Source organism: Lysobacter xanthus, assembly GCF_047159895.1.
This window is the reverse complement of record NZ_BAAGAB020000004.1, coordinates 62,346-87,600: the sequence shown is the minus strand read 5'-3', so window position 1 is coordinate 87,600 and position 25,255 is coordinate 62,346. Positions and strand designations below refer to the sequence as shown.

At 68.6% G+C, this 25,255-nt stretch carries 24 protein-coding genes and 1 tRNA gene; 3 read left to right on the top strand and 22 right to left on the bottom strand.

Annotated elements, in window-relative coordinates; translation table 11 throughout:
• Position 1: 1 nt before the first annotated feature.
• From ACY35P_RS02985 to ACY35P_RS02950, 8 genes are all read right to left on the bottom strand, one after another.
• On the bottom strand, positions 2-808 hold the full coding sequence (locus ACY35P_RS02985) for an ABC transporter permease (protein ID WP_462114339.1): 807 nt from the start codon (positions 806-808) through the stop codon (positions 2-4).
• The gene (locus tag ACY35P_RS02980; protein ID WP_462114338.1) at positions 805-2,805 is read right to left on the bottom strand and encodes a capsular polysaccharide export protein, LipB/KpsS family; all 2,001 of its coding nucleotides are present in this window, start codon (positions 2,803-2,805) and stop codon (positions 805-807) included. Before ACY35P_RS02980 ends, ACY35P_RS02985 begins: the two co-directional genes overlap by 4 nt.
• Positions 2,802-3,935: a methyltransferase domain-containing protein gene (locus ACY35P_RS02975; protein ID WP_462114337.1), complete on the bottom strand. Its 1,134-nt coding sequence runs from the start codon at positions 3,933-3,935 to the stop codon at positions 2,802-2,804. The genes ACY35P_RS02980 and ACY35P_RS02975 overlap by 4 nt, the downstream gene beginning before the upstream one ends.
• Positions 3,932-5,374, bottom strand: a complete 1,443-nt coding sequence (locus tag ACY35P_RS02970; RefSeq protein ID WP_462114336.1) for a glycosyltransferase — start codon at positions 5,372-5,374, stop codon at positions 3,932-3,934. The genes ACY35P_RS02975 and ACY35P_RS02970 overlap by 4 nt, the downstream gene beginning before the upstream one ends.
• Positions 5,371-6,972, bottom strand: coding sequence for a glycosyltransferase family 2 protein (locus tag ACY35P_RS02965; RefSeq protein ID WP_462114335.1), 1,602 nt, complete (start codon positions 6,970-6,972; stop codon positions 5,371-5,373). Before ACY35P_RS02965 ends, ACY35P_RS02970 begins: the two co-directional genes overlap by 4 nt.
• Positions 6,969-7,694: a hypothetical protein gene (locus ACY35P_RS02960; RefSeq protein ID WP_462114334.1), complete on the bottom strand. Its 726-nt coding sequence runs from the start codon at positions 7,692-7,694 to the stop codon at positions 6,969-6,971. The genes ACY35P_RS02965 and ACY35P_RS02960 overlap by 4 nt, the downstream gene beginning before the upstream one ends.
• A gap of 146 nt (positions 7,695-7,840) precedes the next feature.
• Positions 7,841-8,923 carry a hypothetical protein gene (locus tag ACY35P_RS02955; protein WP_462114333.1) on the bottom strand — a complete coding sequence of 361 codons (1,083 nt, stop codon included), beginning with the start codon at positions 8,921-8,923 and terminating at the stop codon, positions 7,841-7,843.
• Between the two features lie 27 nt (positions 8,924-8,950).
• Positions 8,951-9,388: a BON domain-containing protein gene (locus ACY35P_RS02950; protein ID WP_462114332.1), complete on the bottom strand. Its 438-nt coding sequence runs from the start codon at positions 9,386-9,388 to the stop codon at positions 8,951-8,953.
• Positions 9,389-9,656: 268 nt separating this feature from the next.
• Here ACY35P_RS02950 and ACY35P_RS02945 point away from each other — a divergent pair, with 268 nt between their 5' ends.
• The 3 genes from ACY35P_RS02945 (at position 9,657) to ACY35P_RS02935 (ending at position 13,365) form a co-directional block, all read left to right on the top strand.
• A complete protein-coding gene (locus ACY35P_RS02945; RefSeq protein WP_462114331.1) occupies positions 9,657-11,057 on the top strand; it encodes a DUF4331 domain-containing protein in 1,401 nt (466 codons plus the stop codon).
• Positions 11,058-11,149: 92 nt separating this feature from the next.
• Positions 11,150-12,268 carry a tetratricopeptide repeat protein gene (locus ACY35P_RS02940; protein ID WP_462114330.1) on the top strand — a complete coding sequence of 373 codons (1,119 nt, stop codon included), beginning with the start codon at positions 11,150-11,152 and terminating at the stop codon, positions 12,266-12,268.
• Entirely contained in the window at positions 12,265-13,365 is a 1,101-nt protein-coding gene (locus tag ACY35P_RS02935) for a HupE/UreJ family protein (protein ID WP_462114329.1), read from the top strand. Before ACY35P_RS02940 ends, ACY35P_RS02935 begins: the two co-directional genes overlap by 4 nt.
• A 300-nt stretch (positions 13,366-13,665) precedes the next feature.
• Here the strand turns inward: ACY35P_RS02935 and ACY35P_RS02930 are convergent, their stop codons facing one another.
• The 14 genes from ACY35P_RS02930 to ACY35P_RS02865 form a co-directional block, all read right to left on the bottom strand.
• Positions 13,666-14,277, bottom strand: coding sequence for a DUF3558 family protein (locus ACY35P_RS02930; RefSeq protein WP_462114328.1), 612 nt, complete (start codon positions 14,275-14,277; stop codon positions 13,666-13,668).
• A gap of 98 nt (positions 14,278-14,375) precedes the next feature.
• Complete coding sequence (locus ACY35P_RS02925) at positions 14,376-15,398, bottom strand: TraB/GumN family protein (RefSeq protein WP_462114327.1); 1,023 nt, start codon at positions 15,396-15,398, stop codon at positions 14,376-14,378.
• Positions 15,399-15,569: 171 nt separating this feature from the next.
• A tRNA-Pro gene (locus ACY35P_RS02920) sits at positions 15,570-15,646 on the bottom strand.
• A gap of 345 nt (positions 15,647-15,991) precedes the next feature.
• Positions 15,992-16,348, bottom strand: coding sequence for a MerR family transcriptional regulator (locus ACY35P_RS02915; protein ID WP_462114326.1), 357 nt, complete (start codon positions 16,346-16,348; stop codon positions 15,992-15,994).
• On the bottom strand, positions 16,341-16,646 hold the full coding sequence (locus ACY35P_RS02910; protein WP_462114325.1) for an integration host factor subunit alpha: 306 nt from the start codon (positions 16,644-16,646) through the stop codon (positions 16,341-16,343). The genes ACY35P_RS02915 and ACY35P_RS02910 overlap by 8 nt, the downstream gene beginning before the upstream one ends.
• Positions 16,647-16,664: 18 nt before the next feature.
• Positions 16,665-19,043: a phenylalanine--tRNA ligase subunit beta gene (gene pheT / locus ACY35P_RS02905; protein WP_462114324.1), complete on the bottom strand. Its 2,379-nt coding sequence runs from the start codon at positions 19,041-19,043 to the stop codon at positions 16,665-16,667.
• A gap of 58 nt (positions 19,044-19,101) precedes the next feature.
• Positions 19,102-20,097 (bottom strand): phenylalanine--tRNA ligase subunit alpha, encoded by a 996-nt coding sequence (gene pheS / locus ACY35P_RS02900; RefSeq protein ID WP_462114323.1) that lies wholly within the window; start codon positions 20,095-20,097, stop codon positions 19,102-19,104.
• 244 nt (positions 20,098-20,341) lie between these two features.
• On the bottom strand, positions 20,342-20,701 hold the full coding sequence (rplT, locus tag ACY35P_RS02895) for a 50S ribosomal protein L20 (RefSeq protein WP_462114322.1): 360 nt from the start codon (positions 20,699-20,701) through the stop codon (positions 20,342-20,344).
• Between the two features lie 13 nt (positions 20,702-20,714).
• Positions 20,715-20,912 (bottom strand): 50S ribosomal protein L35, encoded by a 198-nt coding sequence (rpmI, locus tag ACY35P_RS02890; protein WP_027083463.1) that lies wholly within the window; start codon positions 20,910-20,912, stop codon positions 20,715-20,717.
• A 344-nt stretch (positions 20,913-21,256) separates the two neighbouring features.
• Entirely contained in the window at positions 21,257-21,784 is a 528-nt protein-coding gene (infC, locus tag ACY35P_RS02885; RefSeq protein WP_462114350.1) for a translation initiation factor IF-3, read from the bottom strand.
• A gap of 63 nt (positions 21,785-21,847) precedes the next feature.
• A complete protein-coding gene (gene thrS / locus ACY35P_RS02880; protein ID WP_462114321.1) occupies positions 21,848-23,746 on the bottom strand; it encodes a threonine--tRNA ligase in 1,899 nt (632 codons plus the stop codon).
• A gap of 193 nt (positions 23,747-23,939) precedes the next feature.
• Positions 23,940-24,263, bottom strand: coding sequence for a hypothetical protein (locus tag ACY35P_RS02875; RefSeq protein WP_462114320.1), 324 nt, complete (start codon positions 24,261-24,263; stop codon positions 23,940-23,942).
• Positions 24,260-24,805, bottom strand: coding sequence for a molybdenum cofactor guanylyltransferase (gene mobA / locus ACY35P_RS02870; RefSeq protein WP_462114319.1), 546 nt, complete (start codon positions 24,803-24,805; stop codon positions 24,260-24,262). The genes ACY35P_RS02875 and mobA overlap by 4 nt, the downstream gene beginning before the upstream one ends.
• On the bottom strand, positions 24,802-25,254 hold the full coding sequence (locus tag ACY35P_RS02865) for a molybdopterin synthase catalytic subunit (RefSeq protein ID WP_462114318.1): 453 nt from the start codon (positions 25,252-25,254) through the stop codon (positions 24,802-24,804). Before ACY35P_RS02865 ends, mobA begins: the two co-directional genes overlap by 4 nt.
• Position 25,255: the final 1 nt, after the last annotated feature.

Sequence of the window (25,255 nt, the reverse complement as noted above, 5' to 3'; positions counted from 1 at the left end):
GTCAGTTTCCCAGTCGCTCGACGACGATCGGCACGAGGCGGCGCCCGAGGCGCGGCCATCCCACGATGCCCACCAACGTGCAGAGCGACCAGCCGATCGCGACCCCGACATGTTCCGGCGCCTCCCCGAACAGTGGCGCACGTGCAGCATCGATCAGGGAAGCCAGCGGATTAACCGCGAGGATCACGCGCAGCGCCGGTGCGGCCGACGCAGGGGCCGCCGTGAACACGCCTCCGGTGACGAACAGCGCAAGCATTGCGGCCTGCACGACACGGTCGACCGCGGGCGACAGCGTTGCGAAAGGCTGCAGGACCGCGCCGATGAGTGATCCGTTCGCGAGCAGCAGCCCACCGGCAACGAAAAGGGCTGCGATTCCCGCGGCGGGCGGTTGAAACATCGCACAGGCCGCCACGGCCGCGACGAGCAGCCTCGGCAGCACCGCGATCGCCGACAGCATCGTGGTCGACAGCATCAGCGTGCCCAGCCCGAGCTCCCCCCGTACGACGAGCGCCCGGTGCCTCCTGATCCCGTTGAGCTGCGTGCGCAGGACGTCGATCCAGCCTTGCCACAGCGAAAAGCCGATGAAGACGAACAGGGCATATCCGGCGACGTCGCCGTTCCGGAGCCCGATAACCGGTCGCAGCGCGACGAAGAGCGCGGTATAGGCGATCGGATGCAGGAGTGGCCAGATCGCGTTCGTGCGTGAACGGCGATAGTCGCCGAGCCACTCACGCGAGGCCAGGAGCCATGCGGTGGACAGGGCGCGGGATACGCGGCCCGCGTGGCGCGGAAGGACCAAGCTGCTCATCCAGCGAACTCCAGGTGATGCGCGGGCAGCCCGTCGGAGGTGTGCCCAGCGCGGCGGCCCATCGCTTCGGCCAGCACGGCGTCGATTTCACGACGCAGCACGGCAGCGGATGTCGCCGGCCGCGAAAGGTCGACGGCGTACCGGCCCAGGAACCAATCGACGAAACGCGCATAACGCGCACGGCGGCGCGAGGGATCTTCCGCAAGTGCGTTGTCCCAGGCGGTGTCGAGACCATCGGGCCCGGTGGAGTGCACCACCCTGTCGTAGTCCGCGCGTCCGAGGCACACGACAGGCCGGTCCGCGAGCAGCGCCTCGAAGCCCACCCCGCTGTTCACTGTGACGATGCCCCCGGCATGGCACAGGAGATCGTGGACGTGCGCTTCCGACCACAGCACCGGGAAGGCATTCGCACGTTCGCGAAACGGCTGCATGCTGGCGCGGTTCGCGGGGTGCTCCTTGGCGACCACGATAAGCCCACGCCTGGCGCCGAATGCGACGACCGCGTCGAACGCCAGTTCCATGGATACGTCGCTGAACTGCGCAATCGCACGGTCGTGCGGTAGCTGGAGCGGAAAGAACAGAAACGGTGCATCGGGTATTTGCCCGCGGGCGAGAAGCGCCGACCGCGACTGGCGGGGTCGCTGGGCGAATTTCGACGCCAGCGTTCCTGTCGCCATCGTGGACGTGTACTGGTCCCAGGCACCCAGCACCGCCGCGGGCAGCGTTTCTGGCCGGACGGGGTAGCGCGAGGACGCCGGGCCCCAGCCGGACCGGTCGAGGACAAAGACTTGCGCGAGGTACTGCTGCATGTAGAAGCGCCGCAGTGTGCGCGTGGGCCCGAAGTCGAGGTGGCTGCGGTGGGGCACGAACGCCATATCGACGCCTTCTGCGTCAACCCGCTCCGGGGTGATTGCCCAGGCCGGGATCTCCACGATCCGGACGTCGACGCCACGGCCGGTCAGCGACGCGGCCAGCGTCATCGCGAAACGCTTCCACCACAGCCGGAGCTCCAGCGTGTCGGGCGCGAGATCCGGCGGCGGTTTGCCGGGACGCAGGCTTTCGGGCTTCCATGGGAGGTCGAGTCGTGGCAGGAAAATCGCAGCCTGGACGGGGCGCGAGGCGGCGAAGTGGCGCCCGGCCCGCTCCATCACGGCGCCGGCGTCCGCCGAAGGTAGCCGTGCGAGGCAGCGTGCATGCAGCAGCCGACCGGCCTCGCGAAGCGCCGGATCGGCATCGAATCCGTCGCGCAGAAGCAGGTAGCGGACATCGCTGTATTTGCGATCGCCCTTGCCCATCCAGAATACCGCGTCATCACCGAGGTCCCAGTCGGCGAAACGGGTCTTCAGGTTGCGCACCTTGGCGGCTGCGGTGCCTGCGGCAACGTGGCGGGCGAGCACCACCTGGTCCACGAACCAGCGCGCCTCCCCCGACGCAAAGGCTTCGACGAGGTCCCCGGCGACAGCCTGGAAGAATTCGCGTGACCTCGGCGTTGAACGTGCCCAGACCGCCCCGGCCGCGACCTGCAGGTGCCCCGGCACGTCCTCGCCCCGCATGCGCAGGCAGATTTCCGCCTCGGGCTTGTCACTGAAGTCGAACGTAAGCGGGGCGACCGCAATGGTGTCGGCGTCCAGGGCCAGCACCGGCACGCTGCTGCGAAGGTCGAGGAGCTCGGCCATGCGAAGGAACCGCGCGCTCGCGTAGTAGGCGGCCTTGGGCACGCGCGGCGGAAGCGCGACCTTTTCCGTCGACAGGTGCAGCTGCGTCTGTGCCAGCAAGCCGCGTTCGGCTTCGATCAGCGCCAGCGCGGGCTCGTCCGGATTGACCAGATGCAGCATCAGGTGCGCGCCCGGACTGAATGCGTCGAGGCTGCGCGCGAGAGCCAGCGCATGGGGCAGGTAGCCGCGATCGCAGGCAGTGAGCAGCAACACACGTGCCTCGGCCCACGGCAGACACCGGTCGAGTTTCGGGGCGCTCCGCACGAAGCCCGGCGCACTCATGGCTTCACCACCGCGAAACCGAAGTCCTTTCCGTTGGGAACGGACTCGATGAAGACGCCCGCGGTGCCACCGCTCAGCTCGGCGAGCGCGTCGAGCAGCGCGCGGAACACCATAGGCGAAAAGTAGTTGACGTGGATGGCATAGTCGCGCTCGGCGAGCGACCCCGGCCGGCTGTCGACTGCCGTGTACCGGCACCAGCGCGCGTACATCGCCGCGGTGGGCCGGTCGAGGCCATCACGATGCTGCGCCATCAGCTCGTCGAGCGTGGTGAGCGGTTGCCGCAGGTCGAAGGTGTATCGCGCGTCGGGCACTATGCCTGCGATCACGCCCCCCTGCCTCAGCTTGGACCACCACGTCTCCAGCGCGCCAACAGGATTGACCAGGTGCTCGACGACGTGGCTGCTGAAGACGAAGTCAAGCGAGGCATCGTCGAAGGAATCGAGCCGCTCCGCGGAATCCACGATGTAGTCGTCCCAGAGCGCACGCTGATCCGTGTCGAGACCCTGCTTCGCATACATCGCTTCCCACTGAACGGGCGTGCATTTCTCGACGTACTTGACCGTGCGCGTCGCGTCGGGCCGCACGGCTGGATGCAGACCCGGACCGATCTCGATGCCATGCCCGCGCAGCATGGGCAGAAGGCGCAGCCGACCGTCGAAGAGGGCTCCGACAGCGAGGTCCACGCCGCCCCCCTTCGGCTCCAGGCAGAGGTCGAACGCGGGCGGCACGGGCAGTGGCCAGTCCAGCGTGACGTCACGCGACGAAGTCCCCGGCGCCGCAGGCAAGGGTGTGATCGCTGAGCGCGGCCACCACCGCCCGCGAGCGGGCTCCGGCGGTTTCACGGCCGGCGGCGCAGCGACGTCTGCCAACCTATGACGGTCGCCGCCGGCCGTTTCGATCCAGACTGCCAGCGAGGCACCAGGGCCTAAGTGGCAACGCCAATCCAGCGACGATGGGAACGCACGCAGCGCCGTTGCCTCATGCGCGCCGCGCAGGCGGAGCATGGCGCCGTCCTCCAGGTGCACCGCACGCTGCGTGCCTGCCGGCAACTTCAGCACACAGGCCGAGACGCCAGCGCGCGGGGCATCGACCATGCGGTCGCCACGTGCCAGCAGGTCGTAGAGGTTCACGCCGCCTGCCCCGAGGCCGTGCGGGACGGCGCCAGCAGTCGCTTGTATGGCGGCACCCATTCGCGAAGCAGCCTTGCGTCGTCGTGCACCGGCGGCAAACCGATCCACTTGGGCAGATCGGGGGAGACATGGCCCCGCGCTACCTCGTCGTAAATGAGCTCGCGCTCGATCGCCCCTTCGTCTACTGCATCGCGCAGCGCCGCGTAGAACAGCGCGCCGTTGCGGTTGCCGCGGCAAATCCAGGGCTGAGTCGGCATATCGGTGTAATGAAGCAGGTGCGTCCGGCCCGCCTGGTAATGCTCGAGCGAGTTCCACTCGGGTGGGAGCCCGGCCCGTTTCGCCGCTTCGGGGACGATACACAGCTGCTGCATGAGGTCGGCATACCCGTACTCGCCGCTATCCAGCCCGCCGACGATCCGCGCGACGTCCCAGTCAAGTGCCGCGCAGTCGAGCAGCATCACGCTGAACTGCGGTGACCGTTGGCCCGCCGCATCGCTTTCCGCGTAGAGCACGCGGGCGCCTTCGAAGGGCATCGTCCACAGGCGCAGGACGTCCGAGAACACCTGCATGTCCGCGTCCATGTACAGGGCACGACCACGGTGGCCGCACAGCTCGGGGATGCGGAAGCGCGAGAACGAGAAGCCCGTGCGGGCCCGCTGTGCGGGATCGCGCGGCATGGGGATGTCGGTGTCGTCGATGGCCTGGACCTGGACACTCATGCTCGCGTGCCGTCGGATGCTGTACTCGAGCACCCGGAAGCCGATCTGCTGCGTCCGATCGGTGCCGACGAAGACCCGCACCGGGGCATGCACGTGTAGCGGCGCGTAGAACACGCCGGTCGAGCGGATGATCGCGGCGAACTGCGCGAACTGGCGGTCGAACGAGGGATGGCCGTTCGCCAGCAGCGTGGAATCCCGAAGGTCGTCGAATTCCGCCGCATAGCTCGCGCCACCGTCAATGCCCAGCGAGCGAACGGTACGTGCGCCGCACAGAGCCAGCGCATAGAGCGCGGCCTCCGCGCTGAAGAAGCGCACGTTGACCACCGGGGATCCCGGCACGCGGATCTTCGAACTGGCCGCGTTGTACCAAGCCAGTCGCCCTTCGTCGACGAGCCTGCGCAGCACCGGCATTTCGGCCGCCCAGTCGTACAGTGTGCGGCGCGACGGCTTGCATTCCACGTGCGGATGCATAGGCATCCACAACACGCTCGCGTTGGCGAGAATCGCATCCCCGCAGTCGCGCACGACGTCCAGGTCGATCGCGTGCGCGATGTCCACCGGGCGCTCGCGGACCACGTGGTTCAGCGCGAGGAGCCCGAAGGCCGATGTGTCTACGCCTGCGAGCTTCCGGAACGACGGGCCCTTGCCGAGCATCAGCCAGGGGCGCTCGCCCATGCGCTGGCTGCGGGACCATTCGATAATGTCGGGGATGTCGGTCATGGAACGGTCGTGGCCTCGGAGAATGGTGCGGGAGCGACCGCAGCGAGCGGCGGCAGCGCCACCGGGACTGCGTCGTACTGCCGAAGGGCATCTACCTGAAGGCCGGGATGGCGCCGCCGCAGCAGGAGCTTCTGCGCGACTTCGTCCTGCCGCGCGCGCGAGGCGCCGACGCGGTGCTGTGCACGCACGTCCCCGAGGTACACATGCCGCCACCCCAGCGCGCGGGCCCGTAGGCACAAGTCAACGTCGTTGTAGCCAGCCGGGAACGCCACCTCGTCGAGCCCGCCAAGTGTCTGGAAGACTTCGCGGCGAATGGCAACGCAGGCGAACGTGTTACCCACCACCTCACGCGACAGCGCGCCGCTCTCGCCACGCACTTCCTCGACCGGCGAATCCGTTTCGTGGCCGGGACGCGCCCGGGCATGGAAAGCGCCACCGATGCACGCCCCATCCGCGTCGAGCAGCTGCAGGCCGACGGTCGCCACGCACGGCAACAGCGCCCAGCGGGCGAGTCGGTCCAATGCATCGTCGTCGATCAGTTCGGCATCGTTATTGAGGAAGACGAGCACTTCGCCGGTCGCGGCTCGCGCAGCGGCATTGGCCTGCGCGCTGTGGTTGAAGGGTCCCGGATAGTGGACGAACCGAACGGCGCCCGTACATTCGCTGCGCACGGCTTGCTCGACAGCATCGCGCGAGGCGTCGGAGGAGCCATTGTCGACGAGGATCAACTCCAGCGTGCCCACCAGGCGCTGGCGCACGAGTGAGCGGATGGCGGCGATGGTCAGCTCCGACTGGTCACGGAACATGACGACCACCGATACCGACGTGTCGTCGTGCACGGGATGGAGCGCACCGTCCGACGCGACATCGAACGGGTGCATCCAGTATGCCGCGAGCACCGCGGCGTCCACAGGTGGCACGGGTTGCATGACCGCGTGGAGCGACAGTGGCTCCGCGTGCACGTGCTCCCGCAAGGCGACGGGCGCCATGCGACAGTGCCAGGCATCGGCGCGCGGACGTCCCTTCCAGCTCGCCGCGCGGATCGCGAACGCGCGGCCGCGGCGATCGTGATGCCGCTCGGCGACGCCATCGCGCGCCGGTGCGCGCCTCAATCGGACGGGCCTCAGCCCACCCGCAGCATCACGCTGTGCGTCGAGCCAGTCCCAGCCGACGAGGTCCGCGTCACCGTCGGCGAGCGCCACGATGCCGGCAAGCGATGGATGCAGCACATCGCCGGCCACGGCCGGAATCACCCAGTCGATTTGGGCGGCGCGAAGTTCGACGGCATCCGGCGCCGGCCTAGTGAACAGCGGCAGGGGCTGCGAATCGCCGCAGCATGGCGCCTCATCACAAAGGATCCATGGCGTATCCGGCCAGGTCTGCAGGCGCCAGCTCGCGAGCGTGGCGGCCAGTGCTGCGTCGTCACCCGTGGGCTCGACCAGCAGCGCGACTCGGCGGGGCGCCGCGATTCTGGTGAAGGCATCCGACTCGGAGCGCCACCGTGCGACCGCCTCCATCGGCGGGCGTCCGCGCAACAGGTGCCCGAACGGCAGCGCCGCGGCGAACTCCTCGAGCCCCTCGGGAGGCCAGCGGTTCATCCGACGTCACCGCCGGCCCGTGCGAACACCGCGCGCAGCCACCGCCGCCAATCCGGCGCCGCTTCACGCTGCAGCCGGGCGAGTTGTTCGCGAAGGGCGTCGCGCTCGCGCAGGTACACGGCGCGATGTGTGAACGCACCACCGGCGTGCTCCTGGTTCCATTCCCGGTGTCGGAAGACGTCGAACGGGGCATCGCCCACCTGCCGCAGGGCCAGGCCCTGCGACTCGACCGCCCTCGACACCGCGATCTCGGCGGCGATACATTCGCCGTAGTTGCGCCCGGACGGAAAACCGCCGATCGCTTGCATCGTCGTTCCCGACACGGCCCAAGTCAGTGCGCGGAGGTGGCGTCCGCGCGGACCGGGTTCGATGCCGAAGCGGCGCATCGCATCGAGGTAGACGTCGACGCGATTTGCGTCACGGCCGTCGAGCCTATGCTCGGGCAGCCGGTCGCGCCCGGGGCCGTTGCGCAGCGAGTCCCACGCGGCATCCCAAGCCGCGTTGAAGCACTCGCCGACCAGTCCGACGCCCGGTTGGTCGAGGATGTGCAGGTACCGTGCGAACCAGTCGTCCGCGATCGCACGGCATTCATCCTGGACGAAGAGATAGGCGGACCGCCCCGGCCACCGACGCCAGGCCGCGTCCCAGGCCCCGATGTTCATGCCATCGTTTGGCCGTTCCAGCACATCGTCGAACCGGCAACGGATCGACGCGAACAGCACCGCGGCGCCGGTCGCATTGACACAGAGCACGCGGTCGTACGGGACGCCAGCGGGTCGACGATCGAGACTGTCCAGCAGCACCTCCAGAGACTCGGCCGGGCGTCGGTCATAGAACGACACCACCAGGAGTGGCCTTGCGACATGCGTCATGCGGCCTCCAGCGCGCCGCGCACGACCGCGGCCATTGCAGCGCCGAGTGCGCTCATTGAGTAGTCGCGGGCGATCAGCGCACGGCCGACCTGCAGGTGCTGACGGACCAGCGGGGGGTCCTGCAGATAGCGGTCGATACCCGCGGCCGGGTCGTCGAGCCAGATTGCGCCTTCGAGTGCGCGACAAGCGGCCGTAGGCGTGGCCACGACCGGTACCGCGGCCGCCAGCGCTTTCACTGCGCGGTTCGCCGACTTGGTCCGCGAGAAGGGATCGAGGCTGTTCGGTACGAGGCAGATATCGGCCGCGGGCAACAGGGCGTCCAGGCGCGCTGGCGACCACTCGAAGTAACGCGTGGGCACCGGCAGGCGAGGACGGATTTCCCGATAGCGGGCAGCGTCGTTGCTCACGATCCAAAGCTCGACCCGATGACGGCGCGCCGTATCGCGCAACGCATCTTCGAGCAGCAGCAGGTCGGAGAGCCCTGAAGCTGCCCACGGCGCACCGGCGTTCCCGAACCACAGCAGCACTGCGCCGCGACCCAGCCGCATCCGTCGCATGCGCGCGAGCCAAGATCCGAGCCGCCCAAAATCACCCCGGTGAAAGGAACGGGCGCCCACCAACGCGGCCTCGCGGGCCAGCAGGGCGGGTGTTTCGACGATGTCGGGCACCACCGATACCGTGTCCGCCGGCACCGAGCATTCGCGCACCACCACATCCTGCAGCGCGTGGGTGGGTACCGTGACGTGGCAGCCGGGAAGCAAGGCACGGATGCGGCGCGATGCGCGCCCCCCGTCGCCCCCGTAGCCGTCCACGAAGACGTTGTCGCAGAGATCGACCACCACCGGCTCGGCACGGTCGCGACGGCGCGCCGCCCAATCGGCATCCGCCTGCGTGAGCGGCTTGACCGCTACTCCGATCCGCGCCTCCGGCCCGCCGCCGCCTCCCGCGGTGGACAGTCCGACGCGCCTGCCGCGGTCGCGCAATGCAATTGCCGGAGCCAGGCCGCGGTAACGCACGCTCGCGAGCGACAGGTCGCTCCGGGCGAGCCGGAAGACGACATCGAGGGGCTGCAGGCTCATGTCGGTAGCGACGCTCACTGCGCTCCGTTAGCGCGCGACCCGCAACTGGCTCTGATCGATCTCGATGACACCGTCGACCGCGCGCGCCACGTAGTTCGCCCGCTGGTAGTCCGCTTCGGTTTGCACCTCGCCCGACAGATGCACGATACCCCGATCGACGCTGACGTCGACCCCCGCTGCGCCCTCGCCGAGTGCCCCGACGATCGCCTTCTGGACGGTCTCAGGCCTCAAGGCGAGGGATTTCGCTGAAATCGGGCCGTCCCCGGGACCGGTCGCAACCGGCACCGGCAGGACGATGTGCGCCGCGCGCTCCCGCAGGCGGGCAGTCGGCGGAGGGTCGACACTCGCGGCGGAGTCCGGGGTAGCGGAGGCTGCGACGGGGGCGGCGTCAGTCGAGGGCTCGCCCGGCTTGGCACAGGCGGACAACAGCAGTGCACCAGCGAGAACCAGCAGCAAGGGGCGCATGAAAAGTTTCCTTTCCGTATACAACGGCGGGGCCGGTCTGTGAAACGGGCGCTGAACAACTTAGGAGCATACGCACCAACAGCCTGTGCGGATTCACCCTCCGTTGACGGCGAATCTTTCGTCACCCTCCCTGCATCCGCCCGGCGATATGAACCGTAGTTGAAGATGGACGGATCCCGTTGGGCACCGTTCGTGTCGACCGACCGAAGAGGTCAGCCGACGTCCGCCGGCTGCCAAGCCGCCCCCCCCCGCACCACAGGTGTCCATCATGAAACGTCTCTTCATTGCTACAGCCTTGGCGACCATCGCCCTTGGCTCCATCGGCGGCGCTGGCGCTTCCAGCCATCGCGAAGCACCGCTTATCACGAAGTACCCGAAAGTCGACGGCACGGACCTTTACATGTTCCGCAGCTACGAGCCGGGCCGCGAGGGGTACGTGACCATTCTCGCGAACTACCAGCCCCTGCAGGATCCGTACGGCGCCCCGAACTTCTTCATGTTTGACGATCGCGCGAGCTACGAGATCAACATCGACAACGACGGTGACGCTGTCGCCGATATCGTCTACGAGTTCGAGTTCGCGAACATCTTCCGCAACCTTGCCGTACCGGTGAACGGTCAGAACGTTCCTGTACCGTTGATCAACGTCGGCCAGTTCGGTAATTCCGAGCTGCACGACAATCAGAACGTTTTCGAGGTGTATCAGCTCTCCGTGCGAGGCGATGGCATCGCGCGCTCGCAGGCGCGCAACATCCGAAACGGCTCTGACATCTTCATCAAGCCGACCGACAACATCGGTAACAAGTCCATTCCCGATTACCCCAGCTACGCGGATCGCTTCATCTACCGCACCCAGCTGCCGGGCTGCGCCCAGGAAGCTCGCGTGTTCGTCGGGCAACGCCGGGAAGGCTTCGCAGTGAACGTCGGCGAGATCTTCGACCTCATCAACCTAAACCCCGTCGGCGGCCGCAACTCCGAACCCAACGCGCTCTTCAACAAGAACGTGAGCACGCTTGCGATCGAAGTGCCGATCTCCTGCCTCACCGCCGGCGGCAATGGGCCCATCATCGGCGCATGGACGACGGCGCGTACACCGAACCCGGAAGGTCCCGACCAGCTGTCGCGTCTCGCGAACCCGTTGGTGAATGAGATCGTGATCGGGCTGCCCGACAAGGACAAGTTCAATGCATCGATGCCGGTCAACGACGGACAGTTCGCGACGTACGTGACCAATCCGGTGCTGCCGGAGCTGATTGAACTGTTGTTTCCGGGTGTGCAGGCACCTAACCTGTTCCCCCGTACCGACCTCGTGGCTGCGTTCCTCACCGGTGTCCCGGGGCTCAACCAGCCGGCGAACGTGCGTGCGTCGGAGATGATGCGCCTTAACACGAGCATCGCCCCGGTACCCGGAACTTCGCAGAACGAGCTTGGCGTGATCGCGGGCGACAACGCCGGCTTCCCGAACGGGCGTCGACCGGGCGACGATGTCGTGGACATCGAGCTCCGCGTGGCGATGGGCGTGCTTCTCACGGACGCGCAAGCGCCGTCGCGCAATCTTCCGTACACCGACGGCACCTACGTCGACGGTACGTACTTCCGCAATGCGTTCCCGTACCTGCAGCACCCGCTTCCGGGCTCGCCGAACGAGAAGAACGGCGTCCTCCGATAAGCATTCCGGATGCGCCGTAACCCGGCGCATCCGTATCGTCCAGACGGCGACGCTCCTGCGTCGCCGTCTTTCTGTGCAAAGTCGGACATCGTATGCGCCAGATCCTTTTCCTCGTGGCCTGCATCGCGCTTGCATCGTCCGGACAGGCGCGCGCCCAGCGGCCACCCGCCCGCATCCCCTCGAACCCGGACGAAGTTCTCGAACGTCTCCCGGCGGGGTTCAGCGCGGCCACGGCGCACCGTCCGGGGCGCACGGCGCCGCCGCAGCAGATCCTGTCCATGCTCGCGCTCGCCGCGACGACCGGTGACACACGCCTGTCCGAACGCGCGCAGCGCTTGCTCGACGCCTATCCCCGCAACACCCCCAACACGGAAATCGTGCGCGCGCGCGCGTTCGCGGCGCAGCACCGGCACGATTTCGCCGAATCCCTGATGCAGCTCGAGCGGCTCCTCGCGCTGTCTCCCCGTGACGGCGATGCTTTGCTATCCCGTGCACAGATACAGCTGGTTCAGGGCCGCGTCGATAGGACACGGGTGGACTGCGGACGGCTGAGCCTGCAAATCGACGCCGGCCTCGGGATGCTGTGCGCCGCGTCGCTTTCGTTGCGTCTCCAGCAATGGACTACAGCGGCCACGTTTGCCGATCGTTGGCTCTCGGCCGCAGGAGGTGATCCCGCGCTGCGGCGCTACGGTCTGTTGCTGCGCGGTGAAATCGCGTCGCGCGCAGGCGAGCCCGACGCCGACCGCTGGTTCACGCACGCCATGACCCTGGGCTCAGGCGACGTGCGTTCTATTGCCGCGTTCTCCAGGCACCTGCGCCGCAATGGGCGCGACATGGCCGCGATCCAAATGCTCCGCGCGGCACCGTTGACCGACACCCTGTTGCTGGAGCACGCACTCGCTGCACAGCACGTGCAAGCTCCGGAGGTGGCGGCGTTGCGCGCGGAACTCGGGCGACGGTTCGCGCTTGCACACGCTACGGGCCAACCGACGGAGCTGCGTGACGAGGCCGAGTATGAGTTGAGCCTGCAGCGGAATCCTGCGCGGGCACTCGACCTGGCGCTACGCAACTTCGAGAGCCAGCGCGACGCCGAGGACGTTGAGCTGCTCGTTCGCACGGCCAAAGCAGCCCGTCGCCCGCGCGCCCTGGACGGGCTCCGCGCATGGGCCGCGTCGCAACATGTTCCGGTGCCCGAGGCGGACGCGCGATGAGGCACTTCGCGGCCCTCGCCGCCTTGCTACTGCTCGCAGGCCCGTTGGCCGCGCATACGCTGTCGGTCTCGCACGTGGACATCGATGCACGCACGCGCGACGTCACCGTCGACATCGACGTGCCGCTGCGTGACCTCGCCTTCGCCCTACCGCTCGACGCGAACGCGGACGACGCGATCACTTGGGGCGAATTGCGATCGATGCAGCCTCTGCTCGAAGCGCGCGTCGCCCGCACCGTCGCCCTGCGCGCCGGCGGTCGACGCTGCCCGCTCCATCCGAACGGGCTCGCCACGCGCACGCGCGAAGGCGTCGCGCACGCGAGCCTTCAGCTGGTGGGATCCTGCGACGTTTCCGCAGGCCTCGACGTCGACTTCCGCCTGCTGGCCGACGAGGAACCGTCGCACGCGGCGCTGGTCACGCTGCGCGCGGCGGAGGGCACGCGCAGTGCAGTGGCGCGCGACGGCGCCCGCGTCGCGCATTTCGCGTCCGGCACCGGCGGCCGCCTGCAGACGTTCCTCACCTTCCTGCGCGAAGGCGTGCACCACATCCTGATCGGCTACGACCACATCGCCTTCCTGCTGTCGCTGCTCCTGCCCGCCGCGCTGTCGCGCAACGCGGGCCGATGGCGGCCGGTGGGCTCCGCGCGCGAGGCGCTCGGGCATACCCTCGCACTGGTCACCGCGTTCACGGTCGCGCATTCGGTGACGCTGAGCCTCGCCGCGCTGGGTCTGGTCCAGCCCGCGCCACGGCCCGTCGAGATCGCCATCGCGGCCAGCGTGCTGCTCGCCGCGCTCAACAACGTGTGGCCGCTGGTGACGCGTCGACCGTGGCTGCTCGCCTTCGGCTTCGGGCTCGTCCACGGCTTCGGTTTCGCGGGCGCGCTGGGCGAGATCGGGCTGCCTCCGGGCGACAACGCGACGGCGCTGTTCGGCTTCAACCTCGGCGTGGAAGCCGGCCAGCTCGCGATCGTCGCCGTGGTGCTGCCCGTGCTGTACGGCATCCGCGGCGTGCGGAGCTATCCGACGCGCGTGCTGCCCGGGGCGTCGCTGGCCATCGCCGCACTCGCGGCGTACTGGATCGTGCAACGCGTTGGCTGAAACAGGGTCGGTGGGTACTCGCGGTGCCCGTGCATGCCATGGGCCGCTTCGGCTTCACGTACGCGACGAAGGCGAGAGGTGCCGCTGTCCCGGAGCTGCATCCTGCTAGGAAGCAGCCCCATCGAGTTGAAGTGGCTGCCCACTGCGGAGAAGCCCCGTCAAACGCAGCGTGACAATGCCGCTGCCGACACGTGGACCGGTTTACCTAGCACCACGTGCACGAAGCCACTGGCTTACACTTTCAGGGGTCGACGCCGTGCGCTGCCATGGCGCCACACGGCCATGTCCCGCGCCACGGCGCTACAACTTCGCGACGGCCGCCTGCGCGAGGCCCGTGAGCTTCGACAGGGCGACGGTACGATCCCCCGCCGCGAGGACCGGCGCCGAGATGATCACAACGCGGAAGCCCTTCTGCGTCGCGACGACCGCATCGGCCCGGCGGATGCCACGCCCCGCAGCGACCTTCTCGGCGACCGCGAAGGTCGCGTCCCCGACCTTCGGCACGGCCTCGACCCGCACCGCATCCGCGGCCTTCGGGTTCTTCAGGTCGACCAGGCCCAGGGCCAGCTCCTGCACCTCCCGTACGATCGCGCCCTGCGGCGAATCGTGGAGCTGCAACGACACCCGGCCCCCGGCACCCGTCCAGTTGCAGAGCATCACGCCGTTGGCCTCGTCGCCGCGATCCCGGACACCCGCCTGCGCGTCGGGCAGCACCTGCCGTACGTCGGAGAGGTCGAGGATCGCGCAGGGATCCATCGACGTGGCCGGCGCCTGCGCCTGCACGGGCGCGGCCGTACGCGCGACGCGCGGCGTATCCGCGGCGCTGGCGGGCGCGGGCGTCGTGCGCGAGCATCCAGCGCCCACCCCGACCAGGCCGACGAGCAGGGAGGGGAGCAGCAGCGACGTTTTCATCCGGTTCTCCGATCAGGGGCGGTCGAGATACGCGACGGGCAGCGTAGCGGATGCGTATCCCGCGAGCACCGTCCTGTCGTGGAGAAGCACGTCGTCGCTCATGGCGCGGAAACGTCGGACGGCGCCTCCACCACGTAGCCCTTCGCCGCCAGTGCCGCCACCACGCCACGCGGCGACAGCACTTCGTGCATCTGCAGCGTGGAGAACGTCACGCGGTTCTTCGCGAGGCTCGCCTCGGCCTCGGCGATCCATTTGGTGCGCGCCTGCGCTCGCAGCGTATCGAGGCCGTACTTCTTCGCGAAGGCACCGCTGAGCAGCGCGTCCTCGCAATCCTCGCCGGGCTCGCCGCGATCGAGCGCGCGCAGCGTGGCGATGTCGCCCGACGCCCAAGCCTGCGCACGGGCCTGCAGCATGTCCAGATCGTTTTCGACGCGGTCGAGCAGGTGCTCGAAGCAGCGCACGTCGGCAAGCTGCGTGCCCTTGAATTCCTTGATCACCTTCTTCGGGTTCGCGATCGTCAGTTTCGCGGCCGGCGAGATGCCTTTCATCCCGCGTGCCTTCAGCGCCTCCGTCAGCGCCGGCCCGACGACACTCTTCTGGGACAGGTGGCGCTGCTCGAGGGCCTCCTCGTAGAGCTTGCCGGCGGCGAAGATCGGGCGCCATTGCTCGACGGCCGCGTCATTGCCGATGTAGCGGCGCTTGAGGCTCGCCCAGCGCGCATAGGTCGCCGGTGGCAGCACATCGCTCAGGCGGCGGTCGTCGGGCAGCTCGCGGATGCCCACCAGGGACGGCAGCAGCGCGAGTTTGCCGAAGAACCCGACGTCGGTCCCGACCACCACCATCGGGCCATAGAGCACCGCGTCCGCCGAGGCCACGGTCCGGCGCATGCGCGCCGAGTTCCACACCATGCCGGCCGGCAGCGGCGAGACGGTGCCGAGGATCCAGAGGGTGTGGTCGCCGCGTTGGACCTTCCACATGCCGGGACCGGGCGCGCGCACGACCGCGGTCTCGAGCACGGCACCGGAATCGGCCGGCGCGGTCGCGGAAGGCGGCGCCTGCGCGGACGTGGTGCCCACCGCGAGCACGAGCACGGCGGCGAGGACGAGCGGAATCGAACGCATAGCATTCCCTGTTCATGAAGAGGACTGCCGCTCAGACGCGAGGCGGCGCGTGAAGTTCCGCGATCTTCACGATCGATCGGACCCGCTGCATGTGCCATGCGGCCTTCCTACGTTCGGGACGCCGGAAACGACGACGCCCGGCACGGGGCCGGGCGTCGCGATGCATCGAATTGGTCGGGGTAGCCGGATTCGAACCGACGACCACCAGTCCCCCAGACTGGTGCGCTACCAGGCTGCGCTATACCCCGAAAGCCTCCCGCCGAAGCGGGCGCGCAGTATAGCGCGCCGCAGCGGTTGCGTCCCCGGTTGGCTGAAGGCGGCACGTCGCAGGTCCGACCGGCCGAAACATCGCGGCGTATCGGCGTGCAGGTGCCACGCAACCGGTCGCCGCGGGTCGACCGGCGTTTCGAGGGTCGCGAGGGTGTCTGCGGCGGGATGCGCACGTCGTCGACACTGACGCTCGCGGATGCGCGCCGCGTGCGAGCGCAGCTGCTCGACGCCCGCGCGCCTGCGGGATGGATGCAATCAATCGAAACGCTGGCGTCCGTACCCGAGGGCAATCCGCCACGCGCCGTAGCGCGTACTGCGACCGCTCAGCGACGCAGCAGCTGCAGCACTTCCTCGAGCTCCATCCGCACCTGCCGCACAATCTGCGAGCTGAGCGCGGATTCCTGCTTCTGGTCATCGCCTTCGAGTCGCAGGCGCGCGCCGCCGATCGTGTAGCCCTGCTCATACAGCAGCCCGCGGATCTGGCGCACCATCAGCACTTCGTGACGCTGGTAGTAGCGGCGGTTGCCCCGACGCTTGACCGGATTGAGCGTCGGGAATTCCGTTTCCCAGTAGCGCAGCACGTGCGGCTTGACGTCGCACAGCTCGCTCACTTCACCGATCGTGAAGTAGCGCTTCGCCGGGATCGGCGGCAGTTCCTTGTTGCTGCCCGGATCAAGCATGGTCGGCCGCTCCGGAATACGCCTCGACACGTTCCTTCAGCTTCTGGCCCGGGCGGAACGTCACGACGGTGCGCGCGGAGATCGGAATCTCCTCGCCCGTCTTCGGATTGCGGCCCGGCCGCTGGTTCTTGCGCCGCAGGTCGAAATTGCCGAAGCCCGAGAGCTTCACCTGGCGACCGCCTTCGAGCGCCTGGCGCAGCACGTCGAAGAACGAATCGACGAACTCCTTCGCCTCGCGCTTGTTGAGGCCGACCTCGTCGAACAGTCGCTCGGCCATCTCGGCCTTGGTCAGCGTCATCGGTGCGTTTCCTCGGGCTCAGCTGCGGATCGTCGCGCCGTGCTCACGCTGCAGTTCGGCGACCACGTCGCCGACGACGGCGTCCACGTCGCGGTCGGTCAGAGTGCGGGTTTTTTCCTGCAGGATCAAGCCCATGGCCACACTCTTGAAACCGGTTTCGACACCCTTGCCCCGGTAGACGTCGAACAGCACGAGGTCGCGCAGCGACGGCCCCGCGGCACCGCGCACGGCCGCCTCGAGCGCGCTCCACGGCACCGAGTCGGCGACGACGAACGCGAGGTCGCGCCGGACGGACGGATAGCGCGACAGGGCCTCCGCCTTCGGCAACGCGCGCCGTTGCACGGCGTCGAGGTCGACCTCGAACGCGACGACATCGACGTCCAATCCGATCGCCTGCTGCAGGCGCGGATGCAGCTGGCCGATCCAGCCGACCACCCGCCCGCCGAGCAGCACGTCGGCCGATCGACCGGGATGGCCCCAAGGCCTCGTCGAGCGTTCGAAGGTTAGGCGGGCGCCGGACACCGCGGCGAGGCTTTCGAGGTCGCCCTTCAGGTCATGGAAGCCGACCGGACGCGACGCGCCACTCCACTGCTCGCCCGCGACGTCGCCACAGGCGACCGCGGCGACGCGCTGGGTGTGCCGGGGCATTTCGCCCTCGCCCGCCGCATGGAAGACGTTGCCGAGCTCGAACAGGCGCACGCGCGGCTGCTGGCGCGCGGCATTGCGACCGAGCGCGGCCGCGAGGCCCGGCAGCAGCGAGGTGCGCATGACGGCGAGCTCCGCGCTGAGCGGATTGGCCAGCGCGACGGCGCCGTCCTGCAGCGACCAGGCGTCGAGCCACGCCGCGTCGACGAAGGCGTAGTTGATCGCTTCGAGGTAGTCGCGTACCGCCATCGCCCGGCGCAGGTGCGCGGCGTCGACGCGGGTCTCCGAAGCCGGCGCGAGGGGCACGACGCCGGACGGCAGGGTGGCCGGCACAGCGTCGTAACCGTGGATTCGCGCGACCTCCTCGACGAGATCCTCCTCGATCGCGAGGTCGAAGCGCCGGCTCGGCGGCGTCACGCGCCAGCCGTCGGCGACGGTCTCCACCTGCAGCCCGAGCGCGCCGAGTATGCGTCCGACCTCCGCGTCCGCGACCTGCGTGCCCAGCAGGCGGGCGAGACGGTCACGTCGCAGGCCGATGGCGGCCGGACGCGGCAGGTGCTCGTCGAGCGCGGCCTCCACGACCGGACCGGGGCGGCCGCCCGCGACGTCGAGAATCAGGCGCGTCGCGTATTCGATCGCGGTGCGCGGCAGCGCCGGATCGACGCCACGCTCGAAGCGATGCGAGGCATCGGTATGCAGGCCGAGCCTGCGGCCGCGGCCGATGATGGCGCTTGGCGCGAAGTGGGCCGACTCGAGGAAGACGTCGCGGGTCCCATCGGTGACGCGCGTGTCGTGCCCGCCCATGAGGCCCGCGAGCGCCACCGGGCGATCCGCATCGGTGACGACGAGGAACTGCGCGTCGAGCGCGGCGTCACGTCCGTCGAGCAGCTTGAGCGACTCGCCATCCCGCGCGGCGCGCACGCCGACCGGCCCGCGAAGCGTTGCGCGGTCGAAGGCATGCATCGGCTGACCGAGTTCGATCATCACGTACTGGGTGACGTCGACGAGGAACGACACCGGGCGGATGCCGCTGCGGCGCAGGCGTTCGGCCATCCAGGCCGGCGTCGGTCGCGCCGCATCCACGCCCTCGATCACGCGGCCGCAGTAGCGCGGCGCGTCGGCACCGGCGTCGAGCTCGACGGCGAGCGTCGACGTCGTTTCGGCCGGAACCGGCGCGATGTCGAGCGGCGCGACCTGCGCACCGGTCGCCGCCGCGACGTCGAAGGCAATGCCGCGCACGCTGAAGCAGTCGGCACGGTTCGGCGTGAGCTTGATCTCGATGCTCGCGTCCGGCAAGGCGAGGAAATCCGCCAGAGGCGCGCCGATCGGTGCGTCGTCCGGCAGTTCGAGCAGCCCCGACGCATCGGCATCGATGCCGAGCTCCTTCGCCGAGCACAGCATCCCGAACGACTCCACGCCGCGCAGCTTCGCCGCCTTGATCGCGATGCCGCCCGGCAGCGTCGTGCCGACCGTGGCTAAGGGTGCGGCGAGGCCGACCCGCGCGTTCGGCGCGCCGCAGACGATCTGCACCGTGTCGCCCTGCCCGATGTCGACGTCGCAGACCTGCAGGCGGTCGGCTTCTGGATGGCGCTCCGCGCGGACGATGCGAGCGACGACGACACCGTCCAGCGCGTCGCCCAGCGGCGTGACCTCTTCCACTTCGAGGCCGATCGCGGTGAGCGTCGCGGCGAGCTCGTCGCGCGTGGCCTGCGTCGGGACATGCTGGCGGAGCCAGTTTTCGGAGAACTTCATCGGGATCTCGCTCGTCGCGCCGGCCTGCCGCCGGCGGATCAGGAATCGGAGAAAAGCCTTAGGCGAACTGGCGCAGGAAGCGCACGTCGTTCTCGAAGAAGCTGCGCAGGTCGTCGACGCCGTAGCGCAGCATCGCGAAGCGCTCGACGCCCAGGCCGAATGCGAAACCGGTGTACTTCTCCGGATCGATGCCGACGTTGCGCAGCACGTTCGGATGCACCATGCCGCAGCCGAGCACCTCGAGCCAGCGCGTGCTGCCGTCGGGCTGCTTCCAGGCGATGTCGACTTCCGCCGACGGCTCGGTGAAGGGGAAATAGCTCGGGCGGAAGCGCATCTCGAGGTCGTCCTCGAAGAAGGCGCGAACGAACTCGACGAGCGTGCCCTTGAGGTCGGCGAAGCTCGCGCGGTCGTCGACCAGCAAGCCTTCGACCTGGTGGAACATCGGCGTGTGCGTCTGGTCGGAATCGCTGCGGTAGACCTTGCCCGCCGCGATCATGCGCAGGGGCGGCTGGTGTTCCTGCATGAAGCGCACCTGGACGCCGGAGGTGTGCGTGCGCAGCAGGCGTCCGTCGCCGAAGTAGAACGTGTCGTGCATCGCGCGCGCCGGATGGTGCGGCGGGAAATTCAGCGCCTCGAAGTTGTGCCAGTCGTCCTCGATCTCCGGTCCGTCCGAGAGCCGGTAGCCGAGGCGACCGAAGATCTCGGCGATGCGCTCGAGCGTGCGGCTGACCGGATGCAGGCCGCCGCGTGCGACGTCGGCACCGGGCAGCGTGACGTCGATCGATTCGGTGGCGAGGCGTGCATCGAGCGCGGCGGATTCCAGCGTCGTGCGGCGCGCGGCGAGCGCGACGGTCACCGTGTCGCGTGCCGCGTTGATCGCCTCGCCGGCGGTCTTGCGCTGATCCGGAGGGAGGACGCCGAGCTGTTTGAGCTGGCCGGTGATGCTGCCGGACTTGCCGAGCAACGCGACGCGCAGCGCCTCGATCGACTCCGGCGACGTCGCCGCCGCGATGTCGGCGAGGGCCTGTTCCGTCAGCGACTGGATCTCACTCATGGACCACCACTCTCCATTGTTCCGGCCGGCACGGGGCACCGTTCGGAGAATTATGCGGTGCCGTCGACAGACGCCCTCGTCAGCAGACGGCGCGATCGCGGCCGCGATCCACCTCTCCGTTCCGACCAAGGGCCGCGGCCCGGTGCTTCCAAAACGAACATGGGGGAAGGACTTGCGCCCTTCCCCCATGCGTGAGGCTTTCCGCGAAAGCCCACGCATGGCGCGCGGGCTCCGCTGATGCTTCTTACGCCGCGAGCGCGCTCTTCGCCTTCTCGGTCAGCGTGGTAAACGCCGCCGCGTCGTGCACGGCGATGTCGGCCAGCACCTTGCGATCGAGCGTGATGCCGGCCTTCAGCAGGCCGTTGATGAAGCGGCTGTAGCTCATGCCGTTCATGCGGGCCGCGGCATTGATACGCGCGATCCACAGGGTGCGGAAATGACGCTTCTTCTGCTTGCGGCCGATGTACGCGTACTGCAGCGCCTTCGTGACCGCCTGCTTGGCAACGCGGAAGACCTTGCGACGCGCGTTGTAGTAACCCTTCGCCTGGGCGAGGACCTTCTTGTGACGGCGACGCGCCATCACGCCACGCTTAACTCGTGCCATTTTCTAGCCCTCCTCAGAGATACGGAAGCATGCGGTCCAGACGGCCCGCGTCCTCGGCACGAACGTGGTTCGTCTGCCGGAGGTTGCGCTTCCGCTTGGTCGCCTTCTTGGTGAGGATGTGGCTCTTGTTGGCGTGGCCGCACTTGTACTTGCCGGAAGCGGTCTTCCGGAAGCGCTTGGCCGCCGCCCGATTGGTCTTGATCTTGGGCATATCGATGTCCGTTCGGAGTTTCTGACTGGCTGGGCGGTGGCCTGCGCCACGCTTTCCGTCCTGCCCATACCGGCGTGTGGTCGACGAGCCGGCCGAGCCGGTCGTGACGGGTCCTGATACCACCCGGCGCGAACCGGGCCGCATATTGTGCACGAGGCGTTAAAGCGGTGCAAATCAGTGGCTTGGCATCGCGCGGGCCCGCGGGGACGGGGCGACACGGCCGCCGGGCCGGAGCCTTGGCCGTTGGCCACCGACCCAACGCGGAGCCTACTGACCGCCCCCGAGCGACCGCCCAAACGCCGACGGCCCGCCGAAGCGGGCCGCCTGCTGCACCACGAAGCGCCTTACGGCTGCTTCTTCTTCGGCGCGATCATCATCACCATCTGGCGGCCTTCGAGGCGCGGCCGGGACTCGATGACGATGTCCTCGCCCAGGTCCTTCTCGATCCGGTTCGCCATCTCGCGACCGAGCTCCTGGTGGCTCATCTCGCGCCCGCGGAAGCGGATGTTGACCTTGATCTTGTCGCCTTCCTCCAGGAAGCGGCGCATGTTGCGCAGCTTGATCTGGTAGTCCCCCTCGTCGGTGACGGGGCGGAACTTCATTTCCTTGATTTCGACCTGCTTCGACTTCTTCTTGGCCTCGTTGGCCTTCTTCTGCTGCTCGAAGCGGAACTTGCCGAAATCCATGATCTTGCAGACCGGCGGGTCCGCGTTCGGCTGGATTTCGACCAGGTCGAGGCCCTCCTCCTGGGCCATGTTCAGGGCCTCGTCGCGCGAGAGCACGCCGATCATTTCACCGTCGCTTCCGATGACTCGGACGCGCGGGACTCGGATTTCAGCGTTCTTGCGATTCGGCTTTTCGGCGGTACTGATGTTGCGATCTCCGGTGATGGAACCGGCCGTCGGAACGGCCGGTCGATTCGGCAGCCAGGCCCGTCAGAGGGCCTCGCCCTGCAGTCTCGCGGCGAACTGGTCGAGGGTCATCGAGCCCAGGTCCTCCCCTCCGCGGGTCCGCACGGCCACCATGCCGTTCTCCTTCTCGCGGTCTCCGACCACCAGCAGGTACGGCACGCGCTGCAGCGTGTGCTCGCGGATCTTATAGCCGATCTTCTCGTTCCGCAAATCGGAATGGACCCGGAGGCCTTGATTCACAAGGGTTTTCCGGACGCCGTCGACGTAATCCGCCTGGGCGTCGGTGATGTTCATGACCACCGCCTGGATCGGGGCCAGCCAGCTCGGGAAGACGCCGGCGTGGTGCTCGATCAGGATGCCGATGAAGCGCTCCATGGAGCCGACGATCGCCCGATGCAGCATCACCGGATGGCGGCGCTGCGAATGCTCGTCGACGTACTCGGCGCCCAGGCGGCCCGGCATCATGAAGTCGACCTGCATGGTGCCGAGCTGCCACGTGCGACCGATCGCATCGCGCAGGTGGTACTCGATCTTCGGGCCGTAGAAGGCGCCCTCGCCCGGCAGCTCCTCCCATTCGACGCCCGCGGCGCGCAGTGCCGTGCGCAGCGCGTCCTCCGCACGGTCCCAGGTCGCATCGTCGCCGAGGCGGTTGTCGGGACGCAGCGCGATCTTGATCTGGATGTCTTCGAAGCCGAAGTCGGCGTACACCTTCAGCGCCTGCTGGTGGAAGGCGCGCACCTCGCCTTCGACCTGGTCCTCGACGCAGAAGACGTGGCCGTCGTCCTGCGTGAAGCCGCGCACGCGCAGGATGCCGTGCAGCGCGCCCGACGGCTCGTTGCGGTGGCAGGCGCCGAACTCGCCGTAGCGGATCGGCAGGTCGCGGTAGCTGTGCAGGCCCTGGTTGAAGACCTGCACGTGGCCCGGGCAGTTCATGGGCTTCAGCGCGTAGGTCCGCTTTTCGGACTCGGTGAAGAACATGTTGTCCTTGTAGTTCTGCCAGTGGCCGGACTTCTGCCACAGCGAGACGTCGAGGATCTGCGGGCAGCGCACTTCCTGGTAGCCGCTCTCGCGGTAGACGCGGCGCATGTACTGCTCGACCACCTGCCAGATCGACCAGCCCTTCGGATGCCAGAACACCAGGCCCGGCGCCTCTTCCTGGATATGGAAGAGATCCTGCTGCTTGCCGATCTTGCGGTGGTCGCGCTTCTCGGCTTCCTCGATGCGCTGGATGTAGGCCTTGAGTTGCTTGGCGTCCGCCCAGGCGGTGCCGTAGATGCGCTGCAGCTGCTCGTTCTTCGAATCGCCGCGCCAGTAGGCGCCGCTGATGCGCGTGAGCTTGAACGCCTTGAGGAAGCGCGTGTTCGGCACGTGCGGGCCGCGGCACATGTCGACGTATTCCTCGTGGTGGTACAGGCCCATCGCGGTCTCGTTGGGCATGTCCTCGACGAGGCGCAGCTTGTAGTCCTCGCCGCGCGCCTTGAACGTCGCGATGACCTCGTCGCGCGGCGTCACCTTCTTGACGACGTCGTAGTCCTTGTCGATCAGCTCGACCATGCGCTTCTCGATCGCCTCGAGATCCTCCGGCGTGAACGGGCGCTCGTTCCAGATGTCGTAGTAGAAGCCGTCCTCGATCACCGGGCCGATCACCATCTTGGCGTTCGGATAGAGCTGCTTCACCGCGTGGCCCACGAGGTGCGCGCAGGAGTGGCGGATGATCTCGACGCCTTCGGGATCCTTCGGCGTGATGATGCGCAGCGACGCGTCGTGGTCGATGACGTCGCAGGCGTCGACGAGCCTGCCGTCGACCTGGCCGGCGACGGTCGACTTCGCGAGGCCGGGGCCGATGGAGGCCGCGACGTCGGCGACGGAAACGGGATGGTCGAACTCGCGGCGCGAGCCGTCGGGCAGCGTGATGGCGATCATGGGATGTCCGGAAAAGCGGTGCCGGGGGCGGCAGGAAACGCGACACCGGCGCGCGCCGGTGCGGGAGGAATCAGCGCGGGGCGATGGTAGTGCTCATGTCGCACGCTCGGCCGGCGTTCCCGCGGGCCACCTCGTTCGGGCGCGGGCGAGGCCCCGCGCAGGCCGTCCATGGTTGGCGAGATCGCCGCGCGCGTCAACGCGGGCGGCCGCGGCCGTCGTGGAAGTCCACCTCGAATCGCACCTCGACCGGGCCCGCCGGCAGGTCGAGCGGATAGCGGAGGCCGTCGCGCGCAGGCAGCCGGCCGGCGAGCGCGGCCAGGTCGGCATCCGGAAGATCGAGGACGACGCGGCCGTGCTCATGGCGGACCGCGAGTTGCGCCCCGGAGCGGACCGACAGGCGCCAGGGCATCGCCGGCCACTCCAGATCGGCGGCCAAGGCCACGCCCGACCGCAAAGCGGCGAACTCGCTGCGGGACACCCGTATGCGCAGTCCGGCCTCGTCGAACTGCAGCTTCATGACTCGACCTCGGCCCAGTCATCCGGCGTGTTCGCATTGAACAGCGCGTCGCCCGGCGGCGGCGGCAGCTCGACGCCGCCCAGTGCGCGATGCAGGTCGCGGATGGACGGCCCGCGTGGCGACGCGCGAACCGCGGTCGCGACAGTCTCCCGGCTCACGGCGTCCACCCGCAGCGCGAGCGGCAGCGGATGGCCCGCGTAGGCCGCCGCGGGGGCACCTTCGAGCGCATCGAGGAGCCGACGGAGCGTCCCGGCGTCCAGTCGGGGCTGATCGACGGCGACGGCCAGGGCAACGCCGTCGGCGCAGTGCGCGAGGACCGAGGCAAGTCCCCCCACCGGCCCCATCTCGGGCTGCGCATCGGGGAGCCCGTCGTGCGACGGCCGATCCCCGCTGACGCGCACCTCAACCGCACCGGCGGCCCGCAGCGTCGCGATCGCACGGTCGAGCAGCGTTTCGCCATCGAGCAGCAGCATCGCCTTGTCGCGACCCATTCGACGCGAGCGCCCGCCCGCCAGGACGATCCCGGCGAAATCGCGGCTCATGCGTCGTGGCAGAGCGAGCAGCCCTCGCTCCATTCGCTGCTGCCGTCCGCGTACTGCTCCTGCTTCCAGATCGGCACGGTGTGCTTCACGGCCTCGATCACCTGCCGGCACGCCCGGAATGCTTCGTCGCGATGCGGGGTTCCCACCGCCACCACCACTGCGACGCCGCCGACGGGCACCCGTCCCTTCGCGTGCTCGATCCAGACGCGCACGTCCGGGCCGAACGACGTCACCGCTTCCGCGGCGATCTCGTCGAAACGCCGAAGCGCGAGCGCGTCGAACATGTCGTAGGCGACGGCCCGCACGACGCGGCCCCGGTTGAGGTCCCGGATCCGTCCGACGAACGCGGTATAGCCGCCGAAGCCGGAATCCGCGACGAAATCGAAGGCGGCGCCGATGTCGAGCGCACGCTCGCCGGCCTCGACGATGGCGGTGTGCACGGCCGTCATC

Excerpts from the sequence above, each read along its gene's own strand:
- ACY35P_RS02930 (WP_462114328.1), bottom strand. The coding sequence starts at position 14,277 with ATGAAAACGTCGCTGCTGCTCCCCTCCCTGCTCGTCGGCCTGGTCGGG.
- ACY35P_RS02970 (WP_462114336.1), bottom strand. The coding sequence starts at position 5,374 with ATGACCGACATCCCCGACATTATCGAATGGTCCCGCAGCCAGCGCATG.
- ACY35P_RS02910 (WP_462114325.1), bottom strand. The coding sequence starts at position 16,646 with ATGACGCTGACCAAGGCCGAGATGGCCGAGCGACTGTTCGACGAGGTC.
- pheS (WP_462114323.1), bottom strand. The coding sequence starts at position 20,097 with ATGAGTGAGATCCAGTCGCTGACGGAACAGGCCCTCGCCGACATCGCG.
- ACY35P_RS02945 (WP_462114331.1), top strand. The coding sequence starts at position 9,657 with ATGAAACGTCTCTTCATTGCTACAGCCTTGGCGACCATCGCCCTTGGC.
- rplT (WP_462114322.1), bottom strand. The coding sequence starts at position 20,701 with ATGGCACGAGTTAAGCGTGGCGTGATGGCGCGTCGCCGTCACAAGAAG.
- ACY35P_RS02965 (WP_462114335.1), bottom strand. The coding sequence starts at position 6,972 with ATGAACCGCTGGCCTCCCGAGGGGCTCGAGGAGTTCGCCGCGGCGCTG.
- ACY35P_RS02935 (WP_462114329.1), top strand. The coding sequence starts at position 12,265 with ATGAGGCACTTCGCGGCCCTCGCCGCCTTGCTACTGCTCGCAGGCCCG.
- pheT (WP_462114324.1), bottom strand. The coding sequence starts at position 19,043 with ATGAAGTTCTCCGAAAACTGGCTCCGCCAGCATGTCCCGACGCAGGCC.
- ACY35P_RS02985 (WP_462114339.1), bottom strand. The coding sequence starts at position 808 with ATGAGCAGCTTGGTCCTTCCGCGCCACGCGGGCCGCGTATCCCGCGCC.
- ACY35P_RS02875 (WP_462114320.1), bottom strand. The coding sequence starts at position 24,263 with ATGAAGCTGCAGTTCGACGAGGCCGGACTGCGCATACGGGTGTCCCGC.
- mobA (WP_462114319.1), bottom strand. The coding sequence starts at position 24,805 with ATGAGCCGCGATTTCGCCGGGATCGTCCTGGCGGGCGGGCGCTCGCGT.
- thrS (WP_462114321.1), bottom strand. The coding sequence starts at position 23,746 with ATGATCGCCATCACGCTGCCCGACGGCTCGCGCCGCGAGTTCGACCAT.
- ACY35P_RS02950 (WP_462114332.1), bottom strand. The coding sequence starts at position 9,388 with ATGCGCCCCTTGCTGCTGGTTCTCGCTGGTGCACTGCTGTTGTCCGCC.
- ACY35P_RS02980 (WP_462114338.1), bottom strand. The coding sequence starts at position 2,805 with ATGAGTGCGCCGGGCTTCGTGCGGAGCGCCCCGAAACTCGACCGGTGT.
- ACY35P_RS02955 (WP_462114333.1), bottom strand. The coding sequence starts at position 8,923 with ATGAGCCTGCAGCCCCTCGATGTCGTCTTCCGGCTCGCCCGGAGCGAC.
- ACY35P_RS02915 (WP_462114326.1), bottom strand. The coding sequence starts at position 16,348 with ATGCTTGATCCGGGCAGCAACAAGGAACTGCCGCCGATCCCGGCGAAG.
- ACY35P_RS02940 (WP_462114330.1), top strand. The coding sequence starts at position 11,150 with ATGCGCCAGATCCTTTTCCTCGTGGCCTGCATCGCGCTTGCATCGTCC.
- ACY35P_RS02925 (WP_462114327.1), bottom strand. The coding sequence starts at position 15,398 with ATGCGTTCGATTCCGCTCGTCCTCGCCGCCGTGCTCGTGCTCGCGGTG.
- ACY35P_RS02865 (WP_462114318.1), bottom strand. The coding sequence starts at position 25,254 with ATGACGGCCGTGCACACCGCCATCGTCGAGGCCGGCGAGCGTGCGCTC.
- rpmI (WP_027083463.1), bottom strand. The coding sequence starts at position 20,912 with ATGCCCAAGATCAAGACCAATCGGGCGGCGGCCAAGCGCTTCCGGAAG.